The sequence below is a fragment of the Sphingomonas sp. genome, from assembly GCF_017744835.1.
In the GTDB taxonomy this organism is placed as follows: Bacteria; Pseudomonadota; Alphaproteobacteria; order Sphingomonadales; family Sphingomonadaceae; genus Sphingomonas.
Genome location: NZ_JAGIAM010000001.1, coordinates 89,401 through 106,604, shown reverse-complemented (window position 1 = coordinate 106,604; position 17,204 = coordinate 89,401). Strand labels below are relative to the sequence as shown.

Here is a 17,204-nt window from a genome sequence, read left to right as displayed (position 1 = left end):
GCGACGGTCCTTCGATTCAGGCCCCGCCGCGGACCTCCGCCAGCAGGTCCTTGCGACTGAGCTTGCCGATCATCGTCTTGGGCAGGCTTTCGCGCACCACCACGCCGGCGACGCGCTCGTGCTTGCCCAGCTTGCCGTTGAGCCAGACGCAGATTTCCGGCCCTTCCGCCTTCGCGCCTTCGTTGAGCGTCACATAGGCGTGCGGCAGCTCGCCATGATAGGCGTCCGGAAGCCCGATCACGAGCGCTTCCTTCACGGCGGGGTGCTGGTAGAGCACCTGCTCGATCTGGCTGGGGAATACCTTGAAGCCGCCGACCGCGATCATGTCCTTCAGCCGGTCGACGATGCGGATATAGCCGTCCTCGTCGATCGTGCCGACGTCGCCGGTGCGCAGCCAGTGCCCCTCGCCATCGACTTCGACGAATACCTGGGCGTCGGCGTCCGGCCGGTTCCAATAGCCCTTCATGATCTGCGGGCCCGAGACGACGATCTCGCCCGGCTCGCCCGGCGGCGGAGGTCGCGTGGGATCCTCCTTGTCGACCAGCCGCACGCGCGTGCCCGCGATCGGCTGGCCGATCGTGCCGGGCTTGTTGAGCCCCTCATAGGGATTGGTCGAGACCACGCCCGAGCTTTCGGAAAGGCCATAGCCTTCGATCAGCCTCGCGCCGGAGACTTGCTCGAAATGCTCCTTGAGCTGCTGTGGCAGCGGCGCGCCGCCCGAGATGCAGAAGCGCAGCGATGAAAAGTCGTCGGGCTTCATTCCCGGCGCGTCGAGCAGCGCCTGGTACATGGTCGGCACGCCGGGCATCGCGCGCGGGCGCGTTCGGCGCAGCTCGGCCAGCGCCTGCTTGGCGTTGAAGCGCGGCAGCATCACGATCTCGCCGCCGGTCAGCACGGTGCGGTTGAGCACGCAGGTGTTGGCGAAGACGTGGAAGAAGGGAAGCACCCCCAGGATGCGGTCCTGCGCCTTGCCCAGCTCGGGATCGAGCAGCGAGACCTGGCGCGCATTGGCCGAGAGATTCTGGTGGGTGAGCATCGCCCCCTTGGGCGTGCCGGTGGTGCCGCCGGTATATTGGATCAGCGCCAGGTCGTGCTCGGGATCGATCGCGGCGGGCGCGCACGCGCCGTCGTTGTGGATCAGCTCCGAGAAGGCCAGGATGCGCGGATCGTGCGGACGCGGCGTGATCTCGCTGCCGCGGAACCAACGGTAGAAGAGCGACTTGGCCGGCGGCAGCGCGCCCGCGATCGATCCCACCACCAACCGCTCGAGGCCGCTCTGTTCGAGCACCTTGAGCGCCGTCGGCAGCAGCGCCGACGCCGAAAGCGTGAAGAGCAGCCGCGTCCCCGAATCCTCGACCTGCGCGGCAAGCTCGTCGACCGAATAGAGCGGCGAGAAATTGACCACCGTCGCGCCGAGCTTGAGGATGCCGTAATAGGCCGCGACATAATGCGGCACATTGGGCAGGAAGAGCCCGATCCGGTCGCCGCGGCCATAGCCGAGCGCCGCGAGCCCGCAGGCGACTCGATTGGCGCCGTCGAGCGTCTCGCCATAGCTGTAGCGGCGCCCCATGAAATCGAGCAGCGGCGCGTCGGGATGCGCCTGCGCGCTCTGCTCGAACAGCTCGACCATCGATGCCGGGGGGAAGCTCAGGTCCCATTTGCCGGGATGGCGATAGGCCGTGCGCCAGACGTGCTCGGGGTCGGTCATTGACACAGGTGTAAGCGGCCTGTCTCCGCGGTCAACGGGCGAGGTGACGGCTCCAGGTCACCAGCAGCGAGACGGCGAACACTCCCGTGTCCACTGCAGCCTCCAGCCTCTGGGGCGCGCGGTCGGCGCTGTCGTGCGCGAGGATGCGGATGTCGGCGTGCGGCGTGGACGGCGCGAAGGCGGCGAACGCGAGCAGTGCCGCGGCCCCGATCACCATGATGCGCCTGCGCCTGAGCATCGCCGTTCCCTCCGTGCGCGACTCTACGCTCCGCCGTCACGGCCGACAAGCGTATCCACGGCGCCGCTTTTGCTTTTCGCGCGATGCCCGTTAGGAATGCCCGCAAAATTGGGGAGAGGGGAATGACGGAGACAGCCCGGCCGAGCAGCGATGCCCGGCTCGAAGTGGTGGACGTGGTGCGCGGCTTCGCGCTGATGGCGCTGTTCCTGGTCCATATGATCGAGAGCTACGAGCTCGACTGGTTCAAGCCGCAGCCCGGGGCGATCCGGGATACGGTCTATCTGCTCTTCATGGGCAAAAGCTTCTCGCTGCTCGCGCTCTGCTTCGGCTTCAGCTTCTTCATCCTGATGGACCGCGCGGCGCAGCGCGGGTCCGATTTCTCGCTGCGCTTCGCCTGGCGGCTGCTGATCCTGCAGGCGATCGGCTTCCTCCACGCGCTCGTCTATCGCGGCGACATCATCCAGCTGCTCGCGGGCATGGGCCTGCTGCTGCTGATCGCGCACCGGGTGCGCGACAATCGCATCCTCGCGGGGGTGGCGGCGCTATGCTTCCTCAGCCCGCTGCTGCTCGCGCAGCTCTTCGGCGCGATGGCGGGGGCCGAGTGGGCGCTCCAGAAGCCCCACCACTGGGTCGATCCGGCGATCGAGACCTATGTCCGCAGTGGGAGCCTGCTCGAGCATCTGCGGATCAATTTGTGGGAAGGCCAGCTCCCCAAATGGTGGTTCATGCTCGAATCCGGGCGCGTGTCGCAGATTCTGGGACTCTATCTGGTCGGCATGGTCCTCGGGCGGACCGGCTTCTTCGCGCGGCTGGGCGAGTTCGCTCGGGCGCGCGCGATCGCCTTCGTGATCGCCGCGGCCGTCGCGCTGTTCCTCCATTTCTTCCGCGACGACCTGAAGAGCTGGTTCGCGGCGCAGGGCTATGATCCGGCGGCCGGCCGGCCGTTCGACGCGCTGCTCGGGAGCTGGTTCGAGCTTTCGGGGATGACCGTGTGGCTGCTGCTGCTCTGCGCGCTCTACCAGGGGCCGGCACGCGCGCTGCTGCGTCCGCTGGCTGGGGCGGGGCGGCTGACGCTCAGCTTCTATCTGCTCCAGTCGCTGGTGTTCGTGCCGGTCTTCTACGGCTTCGGCCTCGGGCTGTGGGACGACTGGAGCCAGGGGACGCGACTCACGGTGGGGCTGGTCGCGATCGGCCTCCAGCTCTGGGCGGCCGCTATCTGGCTGCGGCACTTCCGCTACGGTCCGGTCGAATGGGTGTGGCGCGCGCTCACCTATTGGCGGCGCGACATTCCCTTCCGGAAGAAGGAGGGGCGGGATGCTCCCGCCCCCGCTCTGGCCGTCGAGGCCAGCGCCTGAGGCTTGATCCTCCCCCAGCGCGGGGGAGGATTTTCCTCAGCAGCCCACGCCCGCGGCGCTGCGCAGGATGCCGCCCAGCCCACGCTTGCACTTCTTCTTGGGCTGCTCGCCTTCGCCCTGGCCCTGCTGCTCGCCGCGGCCGGAGAGCATGTCACCCATGTCGGGCATGCCCGTCATGAAATTGCCCATCGCGCGATAGCGGACCTTGGCGGTCCACTTCGGGTGCCAGGCGAGCTTGGGATCCTTGGGTCGCTCGGGGAAGGCGAAGTTCGCCTCGGGGCCATAGGCGTTGAGATAGCCCATCATCATCTCGCCGCCCGCGGCCTTCACTTCGGCCGGGATCTGGCAGCTCGTCTGGCTCGGCGGCATCACCACCTTCTGCCCGATCAGCCGCGTGACCGTCGCGGGCGAGAGATAGTCCCACAGCCCGCCGCCGAACTGCTGCGTGGCCGAGGAGGCCCACCACACCATGTCGGCGTCGTCCTTGCCGCGCTCCTTGGCGCTCATCGCCCAGGCGTAATAGCCGGTCGCATTGGGCACCGCTGCCCAGTTGAGCGCGATCGAGCCCTCGGCGCCGGCGCTGGACTTGACGCGCGGCGCGGCGAGGAAGTCCTGGCTGATCGGGAAGGCGATCTCGGGGCTGTAATTGCCCGCGACGCGGTGCTGGCCGATCAGCGACGAGCGGCCGCTGACCTGCTGCTCGGTCTTGCCGTTGGGCCATTCGCCATAGCTGCGGCTGTTGCCCGGCAGCGGGCTGTTCTCGGTGGGGACGCTGCCCTGGAAGATCGGCGGCACCTGGCCCTTGGCCATCTTGGCGAAGTCGATCACCACCGGCTGGCCTGGGCCCGCATGCGCGCCGCAGCCCCAGAAGATCAGCATCCGGCCCTTGGGCTTCTGATACTGGTCATATTGCCTGTAGTCGGGAGTGGGCGAGGCTCCCGGTGTGGGCGAGACCAGAGGCACCGAAGCGCCCATGCGCATGCCCTCGGGCAGGAAATGGTCCGCCTTGGGCGCACCGCCGGTGGGGGCCAGGCGCGAGCCGAGGCGGAGCGTGAGCTGGTGGCTGTCGCCCTGGCCCATCATCCCCGAGACGGTGCTCGCGTCGATCAGATAGCGCGCCTCGGGCGCGTTGTTGTTGTTGCCCTGCGCCACCACGGCGCCGGCCAGCAGCAAAGCCGCCGTCAACCCGGCTGCCACCAGCAGCCGTTGCTTCGTCCTGTTCATTTGAAATGCTCCGCGCTTGCTTGTTGCCGCGCGACCCCTTTTGTGGCGCGGCCCTTACGGCATCGGAACGAAGCGCGGTAGTGAAATCGGCTGCATGCCCCATGCCGAGCGGCTATGTGTGGCAGGGCTGCAACACACCTGCGGCAGGCCAAACAGAACGGGCCGGGACCCGCGTCCCGACCCGTTCCGTTTCGTTTGAGCTGAAGCTTACTTCGCTTCGATCTGCTCGGCCTTCTTGCCGCCCTTGCGCGGCTTCTTGGGCGCGGCGGGCGTGATCTGGAAGACCAGCGCGCCGTCCTTGAGCTTCACCGAGACTTCGCCGCCATGGACGAGCTTGCCGAACAGCAGCTCCTCGGCGAGCGGCTGCTTGACCTTCTCCTGGATCAGGCGGCCCATCGGGCGCGCGCCATAGAGCTTGTCGTAGCCGCGCTCGGTGAGCCAGCTCTTCGCCTCGTCGTCGAGCTGGATGTGCACGCCGCGATCGGCGAGCTGCAGCTCGAGCTGGAGGATGAACTTGTCCACCACGCGGGCGACGATCTCCGGCGGCAGGTAGCCGAAGGGCACGATCGCATCGAGCCGGTTGCGGAACTCGGGCGTGAAGAGGTTCTTGACCGCCTCTTCCTGTACGTCCTCGCGGCTGATGTTGCCGAAGCCCACGCTCTCCTTGGCCATGTCCGACGCGCCGGCATTGGTGGTCATGATCAGGATGGTGTTCCTGAAATCGACCGTCTTGCCGTGGTGGTCGGTCAGCTTCCCGTTGTCCATCACCTGCAGCAGGATGTTGAACAGGTCGGGATGCGCCTTCTCGATCTCGTCGAGCAGCAGCACCGAATGCGGGTTCTGGTCGACCGCGTCGGTGAGCAGCCCGCCCTGATCATAGCCGACATAGCCCGGAGGCGCGCCGATCAGCCGGCTGACCGAGTGGCGCTCCATATACTCGCTCATGTCGAAGCGCTGGAGAGGAATGCCCAGGATCTCCGCCAGCTGCCGCGCGACTTCGGTCTTGCCGACGCCGGTGGGGCCGCTGAACAGATAGTTGCCGATCGGCTTGTCGGGATCGCGCAGGCCTGCACGGCTGAGCTTGATCGCGGACGAGAGCACTTCGATCGCCTTGTCCTGGCCGAACACCACGCGCTTCAGGTCGGTCTCGAGGTTGGCGAGCACCTTGGTGTCGTCGCTCGAGACGCTCTTCGGCGGGATGCGCGCCATCGTCGCGATCACGGCCTCGATCTCCTTGGGCGTGATCACCTTCTTGCGCTTGGAGGGCGCCACCAGCATCTGCATCGCGCCGACTTCGTCGATCACGTCGATCGCCTTGTCGGGCAGCTTGCGGTCGTTGATGTAGCGCGCGCTAAGCTCCACCGCCGATTTGATCGCGTCCGGCGTGTACTTGACGTTGTGGTGCCCCTCGAACGCCGAGCGCAGGCCCGCGAGGATCTTCACCGTGTCCTCGACCGACGGCTCGTTGACGTCGATCTTCTGGAAGCGCCGCAGCAGCGCGCGGTCCTTCTCGAAGTGGTTGCGGAACTCCTTGTAGGTGGTCGATCCGATGCAGCGGATCGTGCCGCCCGACAGCGCCGGCTTGAGCAGGTTCGACGCGTCCATCGCGCCGCCGGAGGTCGCGCCTGCGCCGATCACCGTGTGGATCTCGTCGATGAAGAGCACCGCGTGGGGCAGCTTCTCCAGCTCGTTGACGACCTGCTTCAGCCGCTCCTCGAAGTCGCCGCGATAGCGCGTGCCGGCGAGCAGCGCGCCCATGTCGAGCGAGTAGATCACCGCTTCCTTGAGCACGTCGGGCACGTCGCCCTCGACGATCTTGCGCGCCAGGCCCTCGGCGATCGCGGTCTTGCCGACGCCGGGATCGCCCACGTAGAGCGGGTTGTTCTTCGAGCGGCGGCAGAGAATCTGCACGGTGCGGTCGACTTCGGCCGAACGGCCGATCAGCGGATCGACCTTGCCGGCCTTGGCCTTCTCGTTGAGATCGACGGTGAACTGCTTGAGCGCGGACTCGCCCTTGCCGCCCTTTTCGGCCGACTTGGAGGCCTTCTCCTCCTCGGCGCCCTTGGGCGTGCTGGTCTCGGTCGGCGAGCCGCCCTTGCCGACGCCGTGGCTGATGTAGCTGACCGCGTCGAGCCGGCTCATATCCTGCTGCTGCAGGAAATAGACGGCATAGCTCTCGCGCTCGCTGAACAATGCGACGAGCACGTTCGCGCCGGTCACTTCATCGCGGCCCGAGGACTGGACGTGGAGGATCGCGCGCTGGACGACGCGCTGGAAGCCGCTGGTGGGCGAGGGATCGGTGGCCTGGTCGACCTTCAGCGCCTCGAGCTCGGTATCGAGATAATGCGCGACGGTGGTCTTGAGCTCGCCCATGTCCACGCCGCACGCGCTCATCACCTTCGACGCATGCTCGTCGTCGACCAGCGCGAGAAGCAGATGCTCGAGCGTCGCATATTCGTGGCGACGCGAGCTCGCGGCTTCGAGCGCCTTGTGAAGCGTGGATTCGAGGGCGGAGGCGAAACTAGGCATTCGGTTACAACTCCAGTCGGGCCAAAAGGATACATGGCCCGGTCCCCACTATGTCGGGATGGCTGGGCCGCGCATCAAGCGTGCTGGCCCTGCACCGGAGTTTTGCAGCGTGTCTGCCCAGCTCCGGTGCCGTCACGCTCATTTCTTGAATAGAGCGTCTGCGCTTGCGCGGTGATTAATGGCGCGATTTATTTTCGTGCGACTTCGCGCGATCTCGGCCTCGAGCGCGGCGATGCGCTCCTCGAGTTCGTCGACCGAGAGCGGGTCGAGGTCCTGCCGCGCGAGCTGGAGGAGGAGGTCGTCCTTGCGACGCGGCAGATTTTCGTCGGCGTCCATCACGCAGCGAACGTTGACCCTGCCCGAGCCGATGTCAATAACGCCTCCGACCCGTTCCGTACCCGAAAGCGACGAGCCGATGACCGTGCCCGAAACGATGCGCGCGATCGATCCCGACACCTCCGGCGGGCCCGAAGTGCTGGTGCCCGTCGAGCGGCCGGTGCCGCGCCCGGGCCTGGAGGAAGTGCTGATCAAGGTTGCCGCCGCGGGCGTGAACCGTCCCGACGTGATGCAGCGGCTGGGCCTCTATCCGCCGCCGCCGGGCGCGCCCACGATCCCCGGGCTGGAAGTGGCGGGCACGATCGTCGCAGTGGGCGAGGGGCTCGACGAAGCCCTGATCGGCCAGCCGGTCTGTGCGCTGATCTCGGGCGGCGGCTATGCCGAATATGCCGTCGCACCCTATGGCACCTGCCTGCCGGTGCCGGAGGCGCTGAGCATGCAGGAAGCCGCCGCGATTCCCGAGACGCTGTTCACCGTGTGGACCAACGTCTTCGAGCGCGCTTATGCCGACGAGGGCGACTGGCTGCTCGTCCATGGCGGCACCAGCGGCATCGGCATGACGGCGATCGCGCTCGCCCGGCTGTTCGGGATGCGGGTCATCGTGACCGTGGGATCGGACTCCAAATGCATTGCCGCGCGCGCCGCCGGTGCGGCCGAGGCGATCAACTACCGCACCCAGGATTTCGTCGAGCGCGTGCTCGAGTTTACCGGCGGGCGCGGCGTGGACATCGTGCTCGACATGGTCGGCGGCGACTATGTCCCGCGCAACCTCAAGTGTCTGGCCGACGACGGGCGGCACGTCTCGATCGCGGTCCAGCGCGGCGCGCAGGCCGAAATCCCGATCTGGCAGGTCATGCGCAAGCGGCTGGTGCTCACCGGCTCGACGCTCCGCCCGCGCGACACGGCGTTCAAGAGCCTGGTCGCCGACGAGCTCCACCGCGCGGTCTGGCCGCATGTGATCGAAGGGCGACTGAAGCCGGTGATCGATTCGGTCTGGTCGCTCGACCAGGCCGCCGAGGCGCATCGCCGGATGGAATCGGGCGAGCACATCGGCAAGATCGTCTTGAAGGTGAGCGACTAGCCTGCCTTGCGCAGCGGCGCCACGGCGTGAAGGCGAGCGGCGGCCGGCAGGAATTCGGCTTCCTCCCAGGCGCCCTGTTCGGCGAGCGCCTTGAGCTGCACTTCCAGCACCCGCCGATAGCCCGCCGGATCGGCCCCGATCACTTTGGGCGTCCAGTGGGCGACCACGGCGCTGGTCTTCTGGCGCATCGCCAGGATCGCGCTCGTGTATCGGCTGGCGAGTGCGCGATCGAGCGGATCGCTGCTCGCGCTCAGCGGCGCCAGCGCGAGCCGCGCTTCATGCGCGATATGCCGCGCCGTGGCCTGCGAGAGCGTGCGGCGCGCGCCGAGCACGACGGTGATGTCGGGCGTGTCCGTCGCGACGCTTTCGAGCAGCTGGTCGCCCAGCCGGTATATCTCGAGATGCTGGTCGTAGAGCTGGCGCAGCGGCATGGGTACCCCGAATACTATCCTTCGACTCTTATAGAGGCGCCGCCGACGTGCGGGATGACAAGCCGGGCTTATCGTTTCGCGTTGCCAATTTGTTTGACCGGCGCCCGCCGCACGCTGAAGGACGGCGCGTCCGAAAAGGGGAGCAAGCAATGGGTTCTTTCGTCCTCCACGAATATGCGCCGTCGGGAAACTGCTACAAGATTCGCCTGACCGCCGCGCAAGTCGGCGTGCCGCTCGATCGTCGCCAGTACGACATCACCAAGGGCGAGACGCGCACCCCCGAGTTCCTGGCGCAAGTGAACGCCAACGGCCGCATCCCGGTGCTCCAGGACGGCACGCGCTTCCTGCCCGAGAGCAACGCCGCCGCCTTCTACCTCGCCGACGGCAGCCCGCTCATCCCCGAGGACCGGTTCGAGCGCGCCGACATGCTCCACTGGCTCTTCTGGGAGCAGTACAACCACGAGCCCAACATCGCGACGGTGCGTTTCTGGCGCACGGTGCTGGGCGAGGCGAACCTCTCCGATCTCCAGCGCGACCAGCTCGGCCCCAAGCTGGCAGGCGGCGAGGCGGCGCTCCAGCTGATGGACGCGCATCTGGCGAAGCAGCCCTGGCTGGTGGGCGAACGGCTGAGCCTCGCCGACCTGATCCTCTACGCCTATACCCATGTGGCCGAGGAGGGTGGGTTCGACCTCCGTCCGCACGTTCATGTCCGCGAATGGCTGGCGCGCGTCGCAGCCGAGCCCCGGCACATCGCGATCACCGACTAGCCGTGTGCCGATCCTCTCGGCTGCCCTATGGTGCGGCTCGGGAGAAAATCGCCGCGACCACTGCGATGCGATCCGCCTCGGCATAGGCGGGTCGCTCCAGTTCCTCGCCGAAGACATCTGGATCGAGCTCGCGATAGGCGAGCGAGACGGCCTGCTCCTGGGCGAGCCACGCGAGCGCGGCGCCTAGCCGGTCCTCGCTCCGGACGACCGCGCTGCCGGTGTAGAGGATCATGCGCCCGCCGCGCGCCAGCCGCGACACGCCGGCGCGGGCGATCTCGATCGAAAGCTGCCCTCCGAGGAGTCCGCCGCCGCCGCATTGATCCGCGCGAGCCGCAACGCCGCGCCATTCACGTCGGTGGCGGCGATGCGCGCGGCGGGAGAATGGGCGGCAGCGACCAGCGCGCCCACGCCCGCGCCCGTTCCGATGTCGACGATCCGGGCCGCCTCGCGCGCCGGCGCACGCGCGAGTTCAGCGGCGATCAGGTCCGCGAACCGATAAGAGTCGGGCCCGAAGAAGACCGAATCGGCGTGCTCGGTCGGGTAGGCGGAATGGAGATAGAGGCGGTCGTGCAGCGAGGAGACGCGGAAGCGGCTGCGTAGACGCCCGTCCGCGAGCCGCTCAAGCGCGCCGCCGCTGTCGAGTAGTTCGAGGATCTCGCGGTCGAGCATCGATGGCTCGAATGGCTTGCTCCAGCCCAGCACGTCGGCGAGATCGCGCGCGGCGCCGCCGTCGGGCCGCGCAAGGACCCGCGCGTGCGTCGCGGGCGTGGGAGTCACGAAGCGATAGCGCCGGCTCTCCAGCAGCTTCAGGAGGCGCAGCAGCGCGTCATCGGCGTCGCGCGCCGCGGCCTGCGGAAGAGATTGGGCGAGATCCATCGTCGCCGAATGCCCGAGCAGGCGGGGAGTTTCGCCGGGCTGCGGGCAGCCGCGCCCGGAAAAGCAAAAGCCTCGGAAATCCGCTGGATTTCCGAGGCTTTAGAAAATGGTGGGCGTGGCAAGGATTGAACTTGCGACCCCTGCGATGTCAACACAGTGCTCTACCACTGAGCTACACGCCCCCAAGGAGGGTGCGCCTTAGCGGGGCTTTTTCGCCCGCGCAAGCGCCCTCGTGCGGGAAATCAATTTAATCCGACATTCTCCGCCTCGAAGAGGCGATCGACCTCCAGGACCAGGTCGCGCAGGTGGAAGGGCTTGGAGAGGACGCGCGCCTGCGGCACCTGCTTGCCGGCCTTGAGCGTCACCGCCGCGAAGCCGGTGATGAACATCACGCGCATCTCCGGCGCCATCTCGCTCGCGCGCTGGGCGAGCTCGATTCCGTCCATCTCGGGCATCACGATATCGGTGAGCAGCAGGTCGAACTTCTCGGCCTCGAGCAGCGGAATCGCTTCGGTGCCGCGATCGACGGCGCTGACCGCATATCCCGAACGCTCGAGCGCACGGGTGAGGTATTCCCGCATCACGCGGTCATCCTCGGCCAGCAGAATACGGATCATTCGACCTTACCTAACCCAAACACCGGGCATTATCTTATGCGCCAAGGGCTTAAGATTTTCCAGCTCGATCGGTCGCAAACCATTGCCGCTGCGGCAGCGCGGGCATAGGCAATGCATGTGACGCCATCGCCTTCCTTCGTGCGGCACGGTCCGATCGAACCGGTTTCGCCGGTTGTGGTCTCGGTACCGCATGCAGGGCGCGACTATCCGCTGGCGCTCCGCTCCGCGATCCGCGTCCCGCTCACGGCGCTGCGCGTACTCGAGGACCGCTATGCCGACCTCCTGGCGCTGGAGGCCTGTCGTACCGAGACACTGTTCGTGGCGCAGCGGCCGCGCGCCTGGATCGACCTCAACCGCGCCGAGCACGAGCGCGACCCGCGGCTCGACGACGGCGCCGCCAACCTGGGCCAGCCGCTCTCGGCCAAGCTGCGCAGCGGGCTGGGGCTGGTGCCACGGCGCGCGGGCAATTCGGGCGACATCTGGCAGCACCGGCTGAGCGACGACGACGTGCGCGCGCGCATCATCGTCGACCACCACCCCTATCATGCGGCGATCGCCGAGGCGCTGGCGGCGGCGCGCGCTCGCTTCGGCGTCGCGCTGTTGCTCGATGTGCATTCGATGCCACCGCTCGGCCCCGCGGACCGGAGCCCGCGACTGGTGCTCGGCGACCGGTTCGGGAAATCGGCGGGCGCGCGTTTCCTCGGGCGGATCGAGGCCGTGGCCCGCGCGCACGGCATGGCGGCGGCGGCGAACGCCCCCTATTCGGGCGGCCATATCCTCGACCGCCACGCAGATCCGCGCGGCGGCATTCACGCCATCCAGCTCGAGTTCGACCGGACGCTCTATCTCGATGCCGCGCTCGACGGCCCCGGTGCGGGCCTGCCCGCCACGGCGGCGCTGCTCCGCGCCATCATCGATGCCGTCGCCGACGAGGCACTGCCCGGCGCGGTCGCTGCCGAATAGCACATAAAAAACCACCTCGTGGTTACCCACGAGGTGGCCAAGGTTCAGGGAGGAGACACGCCCGAGGGCGTGCCGTACGGCCTCGCGAAAGGGGGGACACGACACCGTACAGGTGAGAATATAAGTGAGACGCCCGTTAGTTCAAGGGCTCCGCCGCGAGCGCGGGCAAGCGTTGCCGGAGTGCGATCAGGCGTTGCGCCGGAACCAGGGGGCCATGCGCACCAGCACCTTGTCGTGCTGGATGAAATGGTGGCGCAGCGCCGCGGCGACGTGGAGCAGGACTAGCGCCGTCATCAGCCAGCCGAGCAGCTCGTGCGCCTCGTGCGCGGCCGCCGCCGCGCCGCCGCTCACGGGCAGGAGCGGAAGCTGGAACACGCCGAACCAGTCGAACGGACGCGGGCGGGCAGGGTTGGAGGAGAAGATCCAGCCGGTGAGCGGCATCGCCAGCATGAGCAGGTAGAAAACCCAGTGCACGCCCTTGGCGAGCGTCTTCTCCCAGGCCGCCATGCCGTCGGGCAGCTGCGGCGGCCGGTGCGCGAGCCGCCAGGCAAGGCGAGCGACGCTGAGCACCAGCACGGTGACGCCGATCGACTTGTGCAGCGGCATCACCCGCACCCCTTCCAGCAGTGATTCGTGGAAGAGGCCGATGAAGAGATTGACGAGGATGAGCACGGCGACCGTCCAGTGGAGGACGATCGCGCCGGTGCTGTAGCGGTCGCCGCGCTCGATCATGTTCAGGCCGGGTTGACGAGCTGCGGCTCGGGCATCTTGCCCATGCGCATCTGGCGCCCGAAGATGTCGCGCATCATCGAGAGCGAGAAGAGATGCGCATAGATCAGCGGCAGCATGCCGTTCTGGACGATCTTGCGCAGCTGGTCGCCACGTAGCTCGTTGAGCTTGTTCTCGTCGACCATCATGAAGCCGCGATAGACGAAGGGCTGCGCCGCGCCTTCGGGCTGGATCGAGACTTCGCCGTCGATCAGCAGGCCGAGCTCCTGGAGCTCCTTCATGAACATCGCGGTGCGCGCGCCCGCCTGTTCGAACTGCTCGTTGAACTGCAGGATGTTCTTGGTGAGCTCGCTGGGCTCGCCGTTGTCGAACAGCTTCTCGCCTTCCTCGAACGCGCCGATCGTGTCCGACGTCGGGTCGAAGCAGAGCGACAGCTCGTCGCTGTCGGGACGCAGGCGCGCAAGGAGGTACGGATAGCGGCGGACATAGGCCGGAACGTAGAAGTTCGGCTCGAGCAGCTTGCCCTCTTCGTCGAAGAAGGTGTTCACGCCCTCGTTGAGGCCCATCAGCGCCAGCGGCACGGGGTCTTCACCAACCGAGAAGACGATCGGCATGTAGCGCTGCACGAGCGGGAATTCCTCCACCGTCACCGGCACGGCATGCTGCTTGGCGAGGAAGCCCGCCTTGTCGGTCGTACGGACGCGGAACTCGGCGTGCTGCTGGCTCGAAAGCGGCTCGATACGGTTGTAGAACAGCGGAAGCGACTGCTGTGGCGCGCTGGCCATCATACTCTCCTGGAAAATAATTGCAGAATTGGTGAAGCGATCCCCGGCAGGGTCTATGGTGTGCGCAGTTCCGGCGCAAGCGTCACCAGCTTGCCGGGGTTGAGAATTCCGGCCGGATCGAGCGCGCTTTTGATCGCGCGTAGCGCCGCGATGCGCACCGGCGCGCTAAGCCGTTCCAATTCGGCACGTTTCATCTGGCCGATTCCGTGCTCGGCCGAGATCGAGCCGCCCGCCGCGACGACCATGTCGTGCACGAAGCGCGTGATCGCGGGCCCTTCCTCCTTGTACCAGCGGTCGGCATCGACTCCCGCGGGGGCGCGGACGTGGAAATGGACGTTGCCGTCGCCGAGGTGGCCATAGGCCACCGCCTGCGTGCCGGGGAAGCGCGCCTCGGCCGCAGAGCCACCCTCGACCATGAAGCGCGGCATATCGTCGACCGGCACCGAAATATCGTGCTGGAGCGCGGGGCCGGCGGCGCGTTCGGCCTCGGAAATCGAATGGCGGATGCGCCAGAAGCTCTCCGCCTGCGCCTCGCTCGCGGCGATCACGGCATCGGCCGCCAACCCCTGTTCGAGCGCGGCGCCGAGCAGCCGCTCGAGCAGCGCGGCGGGAGCCTCGCTGGCGACATCGGTCGAGACCGCCTCTATCAGCACATGCCAGGCCTGGCGCGATTCGAGCGGCGCGCGGCTGCCGGGAACATGGCCCAGCACGAGCTGCAGCGTCGCGTCGGGGATGATCTCGAAGCTCTCGATCGCCTGGGTGCGGGCCTCGAGCGTGCGCAGCAGCGCGAGTGCGGCGGCGGGGCTCGCCAAGCCTACCCAGGCGACGGCGCGCGCGACCATGCCGGGGACCAGCCGCAGCGTCGCGGCGGTGACGATGCCGAGCGTGCCCTCGGCGCCGATCAGCAGCTGGTTGAGGTCATAGCCGCGATTGTCCTTCTTGAGCGCGGCGAGCCCCTCGTGAATCGAACCGTCGGGCAATACCGCCTCGACGCCCGCGACGAGGCTGCGCATCGTGCCGAACCGCAGCACCTGCGTGCCGCCGGCGTTGGTCGAGACCAGCCCGCCGATCGTCGCGCTGCCGCGCGCGCCCAGGTCCATCGGGAAGCGGCGGCCCTGCGCCTCCGCCGCGCCGCGCAGGTCGGCGAGGATCACCCCGGCCTCGGCGACCGCGAGATTGCTCTCGGGCGAGAGGGAGCGGATGCGGTTCATCCGGCGCGTCGTGAGCAGCAGCGCCGATCCGTCGGCGGGTGGCGTCGCGCCGCCGACCATGCCGGTGTTCCCGCCCTGGGGCACGAGCGGCACGCCCGCCGCGCCCGCCAGCCGGACGATCGCCGCCACTTCCTCGGTACTCGCGGGCGCGAACATCGCCCCCGCCTGCCCGTGGAAACGGCCGCGCCAATCGGTGAGCCAAGGGGCGATCGCATCCGCATCGGTGACCGCCGTCTTGGGGCCGAAGCGTTCGCGGACTTGCTCGACGAGCCGGGATTGTGCTGGAGTCATGATGGCGGGCAATTAGCCCAGTTCATCGACTGTTCAAACCCGGGGCCTAGAAGCAACGCCCGCAATGCCCAATCCGCTGCCCGTCGCCTCCGGCTTTCTGCTGCTCCTCGCCGCGCCGGCCACTCCGGTGGCGCGCCCGGTCGAGTGGGATTCGGCCGTGAGCCTGATGCAGCAGCGCGTGATCCTGCACGTACCGCGCATGAGCGTGACCTCGACCACGGTGATCATCCGCCGCGCGCCCGTGATGGTCGAGAAGAAGAAATGGGACTGCGTAAAGATGGAGCGGATCGCCGGCTTCACCGTCAATCGCTTCGACAGCGTCGACCTGCAGCTCAAGGACGGCAAGCTGCTCCGCGCCAAGCTGAGCAAGGACTGCCCGGCGCTAGGCTTCTACCAGGGCTTCTACATGAAGCCGACCGAGGACAAGAAGATGTGCTCCGGGCGCGATTCGATCCGCCTGCGCTCGGGCCGGTTGTGCGGAGTCGACCGGCTCGTGGAACTCGAACCTGCGAAGTGAGCCGCACTCCTGCTTGACATCGCGCGCCAAATCCGCAAGCGCGTGAACGCTTTGGTGGCGTGGGAAACTGCGCCCGTTTTCCGGAAAACCGCATGAGCTTTGCCGATCTCGGCCTTTCTGACGACCTTCTGCGCGCGGTGACGACCGCCGGCTATACCGAGCCGACTCCGATCCAGCGCCAGGCGATTCCTTCGGTGCTGATGGGCAAGGACCTGATCGGCATCGCCCAGACGGGCACGGGCAAGACCGCCGCCTTCGTGCTGCCGATGATCGACATCCTGGGCGAAGGGCGCACCCGCGCGCTGATGCCGCGCTCGCTCATCCTCGAGCCCACGCGCGAGCTCGCCGCGCAGGTCGCCGAGAATTTCGAGAAATACGGCACCAACCACAAGCTCTCGATGGCGCTCCTCATCGGCGGCGTGCAGATGGGCGACCAGGTCAAGGCGCTCGAAAAGGGCGTCGACGTGCTGATCGCGACCCCGGGCCGGCTGATGGACCTGTTCGGCCGCGGCAAGATCCTGCTCACCGGCTGCAACCTGCTGGTGATCGACGAGGCCGACCGGATGCTCGACATGGGGTTCATCCCCGACATCGAGGAAATCTGCACCAAGCTGCCCAAGAACCGGCAGACTCTGCTGTTCTCGGCGACGATGCCGCCGGTGATCAAGAAGCTGGCGGACAAGTTCCTCAACGACCCCAAGCGAGTCGAGGTCGCGCGCCCGGCGTCGACCAACATCAACATCACCCAGCGCATCGTCGAAGTGAAGGGCGGCGCCTTCGCCAAGCGCGAGACGCTGCGCGCCTTGCTGCGTGAGGACGACGTCAACACCGCGATCATCTTCTGCAATCGCAAGACGACGGTGCGCGAGCTCAACAAGAGCCTCAAGAAGCACGGCTTCCGGTCGGCCGAGATCCATGGCGACATGGACCAGTCGGCGCGCATCGCCGAGCTCGACCGCTTCAAGGCCGGCGAGGTCAACATCCTCGTCGCCTCCGACGTCGCCGCGCGCGGGCTCGACATCAAGGGCGTCAGCCACGTCTATAATTTCGACGCGCCTTGGCACCCCGACGATTACGTCCACCGCATCGGCCGCACCGGGCGCGCGGGCGCGACGGGCACCGCCTATACGCTGGTAGCCCCCGAGGACGCCGAGAACATCGCCGAGATCGAGAAGCTCACCGGGCACAAGATCGAGCGCGTGCCGAACCCGGTGGGTAGCGAAGATGCCAAGGCCGCACCCGCCAAGCGCGAGGAAAAGCCCCGGCGCGAGCGCGGCGGGCGCAAGCCCAAGGCGGCGGCCGAGCCCCAGCCCGAGGCGCGGACGGATGAGCGGCCGGCGGAGAAGCCGCGTCGGACCGAGGAACGCTCGACGGAGCGGCCCGCGGAGAAGCCGCGCCGTACCGAGGAGCGCTCCGCGGAGCGGCCGCGCCGCGGCGATCGCCGCCCGTCGCAGCAGGCGGACGACGGTCCCGACGACGGCTGGAACGGCCCGATGCCGGACTTCCTCAACTACACGATCGAGGCCTGAGCCCGGCGAGGCGCGCC

At 67.7% G+C, this 17,204-nt stretch carries 18 protein-coding genes and 1 tRNA gene; 6 read left to right on the top strand and 13 right to left on the bottom strand.

The features are described from left to right. Positions 1-16: 16 nt before the first annotated feature. Together J7500_RS00370 and J7500_RS00365 are read right to left on the bottom strand one after the other, a co-directional pair. Entirely contained in the window at positions 17-1,708 is a 1,692-nt protein-coding gene (locus J7500_RS00370) for an AMP-binding protein (RefSeq protein ID WP_294059007.1), read from the bottom strand. Positions 1,709-1,739: 31 nt separating this feature from the next. Then, entirely contained in the window at positions 1,740-1,946 is a 207-nt protein-coding gene (locus tag J7500_RS00365; RefSeq protein ID WP_294059005.1) for a hypothetical protein, read from the bottom strand. Positions 1,947-2,068: 122 nt separating this feature from the next. Here J7500_RS00365 and J7500_RS00360 point away from each other — a divergent pair, with 122 nt between their 5' ends. Next, positions 2,069-3,301: a DUF418 domain-containing protein gene (locus tag J7500_RS00360; RefSeq protein ID WP_294059004.1), complete on the top strand. Its 1,233-nt coding sequence runs from the start codon at positions 2,069-2,071 to the stop codon at positions 3,299-3,301. A 36-nt stretch (positions 3,302-3,337) separates the two neighbouring features. On the opposite strand, the gene J7500_RS00355 is transcribed toward J7500_RS00360, so the two are convergent. The 3 genes from J7500_RS00355 to J7500_RS00345 all read right to left on the bottom strand — a co-directional run bounded on the left by J7500_RS00355 (position 3,338) and on the right by J7500_RS00345 (position 7,390). Next, entirely contained in the window at positions 3,338-4,525 is a 1,188-nt protein-coding gene (locus tag J7500_RS00355; RefSeq protein ID WP_294059002.1) for a hypothetical protein, read from the bottom strand. A 207-nt stretch (positions 4,526-4,732) separates the two neighbouring features. Continuing rightward, positions 4,733-7,054 carry an ATP-dependent Clp protease ATP-binding subunit ClpA gene (clpA, locus tag J7500_RS00350; protein WP_294059001.1) on the bottom strand — a complete coding sequence of 774 codons (2,322 nt, stop codon included), beginning with the start codon at positions 7,052-7,054 and terminating at the stop codon, positions 4,733-4,735. A gap of 138 nt (positions 7,055-7,192) precedes the next feature. Beyond that, the gene (locus J7500_RS00345; protein WP_294060642.1) at positions 7,193-7,390 is read right to left on the bottom strand and encodes a DUF1192 domain-containing protein; all 198 of its coding nucleotides are present in this window, start codon (positions 7,388-7,390) and stop codon (positions 7,193-7,195) included. Positions 7,391-7,469: 79 nt separating this feature from the next. Here J7500_RS00345 and J7500_RS00340 point away from each other — a divergent pair, with 79 nt between their 5' ends. Then, complete coding sequence (locus J7500_RS00340) at positions 7,470-8,471, top strand: NAD(P)H-quinone oxidoreductase (RefSeq protein ID WP_294059000.1); 1,002 nt, start codon at positions 7,470-7,472, stop codon at positions 8,469-8,471. Here the strand turns inward: J7500_RS00340 and J7500_RS00335 are convergent. Beyond that, complete coding sequence (locus J7500_RS00335) at positions 8,468-8,902, bottom strand: hypothetical protein (RefSeq protein WP_294058999.1); 435 nt, start codon at positions 8,900-8,902, stop codon at positions 8,468-8,470. The two genes, J7500_RS00340 and J7500_RS00335, sit on opposite strands and share 4 nt — an antisense overlap. A 149-nt stretch (positions 8,903-9,051) precedes the next feature. On the opposite strand from J7500_RS00335, the gene J7500_RS00330 reads away from it, so the two are divergent. Continuing rightward, on the top strand, positions 9,052-9,669 hold the full coding sequence (locus J7500_RS00330; protein ID WP_294058997.1) for a glutathione S-transferase family protein: 618 nt from the start codon (positions 9,052-9,054) through the stop codon (positions 9,667-9,669). 25 nt (positions 9,670-9,694) lie between these two features. Here the strand turns inward: J7500_RS00330 and J7500_RS00325 are convergent, their stop codons facing one another. The 4 genes from J7500_RS00325 to cpdR all read right to left on the bottom strand — a co-directional run bounded on the left by J7500_RS00325 (position 9,695) and on the right by cpdR (position 11,162). Beyond that, on the bottom strand, positions 9,695-9,901 hold the full coding sequence (locus J7500_RS00325; protein WP_294058995.1) for a hypothetical protein: 207 nt from the start codon (positions 9,899-9,901) through the stop codon (positions 9,695-9,697). Continuing rightward, positions 9,898-10,545: a methyltransferase gene (locus tag J7500_RS00320; protein ID WP_294058994.1), complete on the bottom strand. Its 648-nt coding sequence runs from the start codon at positions 10,543-10,545 to the stop codon at positions 9,898-9,900. The genes J7500_RS00325 and J7500_RS00320 overlap by 4 nt, the downstream gene beginning before the upstream one ends. A 107-nt stretch (positions 10,546-10,652) precedes the next feature. After that, positions 10,653-10,727, bottom strand: a tRNA-Val gene (locus J7500_RS00315). 60 nt (positions 10,728-10,787) lie between these two features. Next, positions 10,788-11,162 carry a cell cycle two-component system response regulator CpdR gene (gene cpdR, locus J7500_RS00310; RefSeq protein ID WP_294058993.1) on the bottom strand — a complete coding sequence of 125 codons (375 nt, stop codon included), beginning with the start codon at positions 11,160-11,162 and terminating at the stop codon, positions 10,788-10,790. A 117-nt stretch (positions 11,163-11,279) separates the two neighbouring features. On the opposite strand from cpdR, the gene J7500_RS00305 reads away from it, so the two are divergent. After that, on the top strand, positions 11,280-12,125 hold the full coding sequence (locus J7500_RS00305; RefSeq protein ID WP_294058991.1) for an N-formylglutamate amidohydrolase: 846 nt from the start codon (positions 11,280-11,282) through the stop codon (positions 12,123-12,125). A gap of 186 nt (positions 12,126-12,311) precedes the next feature. Here the strand turns inward: J7500_RS00305 and J7500_RS00300 are convergent, their stop codons facing one another. From J7500_RS00300 to J7500_RS00290, 3 genes are read right to left on the bottom strand one after another with little or no spacing between them, the layout of a single operon-like run. Next, the gene (locus J7500_RS00300; protein ID WP_294058989.1) at positions 12,312-12,857 is read right to left on the bottom strand and encodes a cytochrome b; all 546 of its coding nucleotides are present in this window, start codon (positions 12,855-12,857) and stop codon (positions 12,312-12,314) included. Positions 12,858-12,859: 2 nt separating this feature from the next. Beyond that, positions 12,860-13,639, bottom strand: a complete 780-nt coding sequence (locus J7500_RS00295; protein ID WP_294058987.1) for a SapC family protein — start codon at positions 13,637-13,639, stop codon at positions 12,860-12,862. Positions 13,640-13,692: 53 nt separating this feature from the next. After that, positions 13,693-15,141, bottom strand: coding sequence for an FAD-binding oxidoreductase (locus J7500_RS00290; protein ID WP_294058986.1), 1,449 nt, complete (start codon positions 15,139-15,141; stop codon positions 13,693-13,695). 64 nt (positions 15,142-15,205) lie between these two features. Here J7500_RS00290 and J7500_RS00285 point away from each other — a divergent pair, with 64 nt between their 5' ends. Beyond that, positions 15,206-15,658, top strand: a complete 453-nt coding sequence (locus J7500_RS00285; protein ID WP_294058984.1) for a hypothetical protein — start codon at positions 15,206-15,208, stop codon at positions 15,656-15,658. Between the two features lie 92 nt (positions 15,659-15,750). After that, positions 15,751-17,187 (top strand): DEAD/DEAH box helicase, encoded by a 1,437-nt coding sequence (locus tag J7500_RS00280; RefSeq protein WP_294058982.1) that lies wholly within the window; start codon positions 15,751-15,753, stop codon positions 17,185-17,187. Positions 17,188-17,204 lie beyond the last annotated feature (17 nt).

Coding starts and splice junctions, on each gene's coding strand:
- J7500_RS00325 (WP_294058995.1), bottom strand. CDS start 9,901: ATGATCCTCTACACCGGCAGCGCGGTCGTCCGGAGCGAGGACCGGCTA.
- J7500_RS00285 (WP_294058984.1), top strand. CDS start 15,206: ATGCCCAATCCGCTGCCCGTCGCCTCCGGCTTTCTGCTGCTCCTCGCC.
- J7500_RS00365 (WP_294059005.1), bottom strand. CDS start 1,946: ATGCTCAGGCGCAGGCGCATCATGGTGATCGGGGCCGCGGCACTGCTC.
- cpdR (WP_294058993.1), bottom strand. CDS start 11,162: ATGATCCGTATTCTGCTGGCCGAGGATGACCGCGTGATGCGGGAATAC.
- J7500_RS00295 (WP_294058987.1), bottom strand. CDS start 13,639: ATGGCCAGCGCGCCACAGCAGTCGCTTCCGCTGTTCTACAACCGTATC.
- J7500_RS00280 (WP_294058982.1), top strand. CDS start 15,751: ATGAGCTTTGCCGATCTCGGCCTTTCTGACGACCTTCTGCGCGCGGTG.
- J7500_RS00370 (WP_294059007.1), bottom strand. CDS start 1,708: ATGACCGACCCCGAGCACGTCTGGCGCACGGCCTATCGCCATCCCGGC.
- J7500_RS00335 (WP_294058999.1), bottom strand. CDS start 8,902: ATGCCGCTGCGCCAGCTCTACGACCAGCATCTCGAGATATACCGGCTG.
- J7500_RS00320 (WP_294058994.1), bottom strand. CDS start 10,545: ATGGATCTCGCCCAATCTCTTCCGCAGGCCGCGGCGCGCGACGCCGAT.
- J7500_RS00300 (WP_294058989.1), bottom strand. CDS start 12,857: ATGATCGAGCGCGGCGACCGCTACAGCACCGGCGCGATCGTCCTCCAC.
- J7500_RS00330 (WP_294058997.1), top strand. CDS start 9,052: ATGGGTTCTTTCGTCCTCCACGAATATGCGCCGTCGGGAAACTGCTAC.
- J7500_RS00360 (WP_294059004.1), top strand. CDS start 2,069: ATGACGGAGACAGCCCGGCCGAGCAGCGATGCCCGGCTCGAAGTGGTG.
- J7500_RS00355 (WP_294059002.1), bottom strand. CDS start 4,525: ATGAACAGGACGAAGCAACGGCTGCTGGTGGCAGCCGGGTTGACGGCG.
- clpA (WP_294059001.1), bottom strand. CDS start 7,054: ATGCCTAGTTTCGCCTCCGCCCTCGAATCCACGCTTCACAAGGCGCTC.
- J7500_RS00340 (WP_294059000.1), top strand. CDS start 7,470: ATGACCGTGCCCGAAACGATGCGCGCGATCGATCCCGACACCTCCGGC.
- J7500_RS00345 (WP_294060642.1), bottom strand. CDS start 7,390: ATGGACGCCGACGAAAATCTGCCGCGTCGCAAGGACGACCTCCTCCTC.
- J7500_RS00290 (WP_294058986.1), bottom strand. CDS start 15,141: ATGACTCCAGCACAATCCCGGCTCGTCGAGCAAGTCCGCGAACGCTTC.